This window comes from Hymenobacter agri (assembly GCF_054778495.1).
The window spans coordinates 1-734 of the sequence record NZ_BAAGZM010001158.1 but is presented as its reverse complement, the minus strand read 5'-3'; the positions used below and the strand labels follow the sequence as shown (position 1 = coordinate 734).

Below are 734 nucleotides of genomic sequence, written 5' to 3'. Positions count from 1 at the left end.
GGCGGCGAGGCGAGCGGCCCGCGCGGCGCGCACAATTTCTTCGCGCACGCGCACCGCAATCAGGTTGTCGAGGCGGTTCACGGCCTGGCGGCGCTCCTCCAGCTCCTGGCGCAGGCCCTGTTCCTGCTGGCTGAGCTGCTGCACCATCTCGTCTTCCTTCGACTTCAGGTTGAGTAGGTTGCGGTTTTCGGTGAGTTGGCTGTTGAGCAGGCTGCTTTTGCGCTGCTGCTGCTTGGTGAGGCCGTTCAGTTGCTCGTGCAGGCGGTACTGCGTGCCCACGATGCGGGCGGCCTGCCGCTGCCGCTCCTCAGTGTACTGCCGGATGTAGCGCAGCCGCAGCATGAACTGGTTGAACGAGTCCGACGCAAACAAAAACATGATGCGGTTGAACCCGTTGGCCGTTTTGGAAGCCGTGTAAAGCAGCCGCGCGTACTCGGCCTTGAGCTGGGCCAGCGTCTGCTGGGTTTGCACTACCTGGCGCACCGTCTGGTGCACGTTGGTTTCGATGCCTTGCAACTGGGTCGAAATCCCGCGAATCACCTGTTTTTTCACCGTCAGCTTTTCGCTGATGATGTTGAGCTGGCCCAGGCTGACCTTCTTCTTGGCTTGCGTCTGGTCGAGGGCCTGGCTGGCGCGCTCCATCTGGCGCAGGTTGGCCAGACGCTCGCGCTCCAGTTGCTCCTTGCTTTTGCCACGGGCGCTGCCGGTGCTGGCGCGGCGCGCGGGCTGGGTGC

The 734-nt window shown here is 63.6% G+C and carries 1 protein-coding gene; it reads right to left on the bottom strand.

From position 1 onward, the window contains the following. On the bottom strand, nt 1–734 hold a 734-nt coding region (locus ACYVDE_RS25070; RefSeq protein WP_460504230.1), incomplete at both ends, for a murein hydrolase activator EnvC family protein.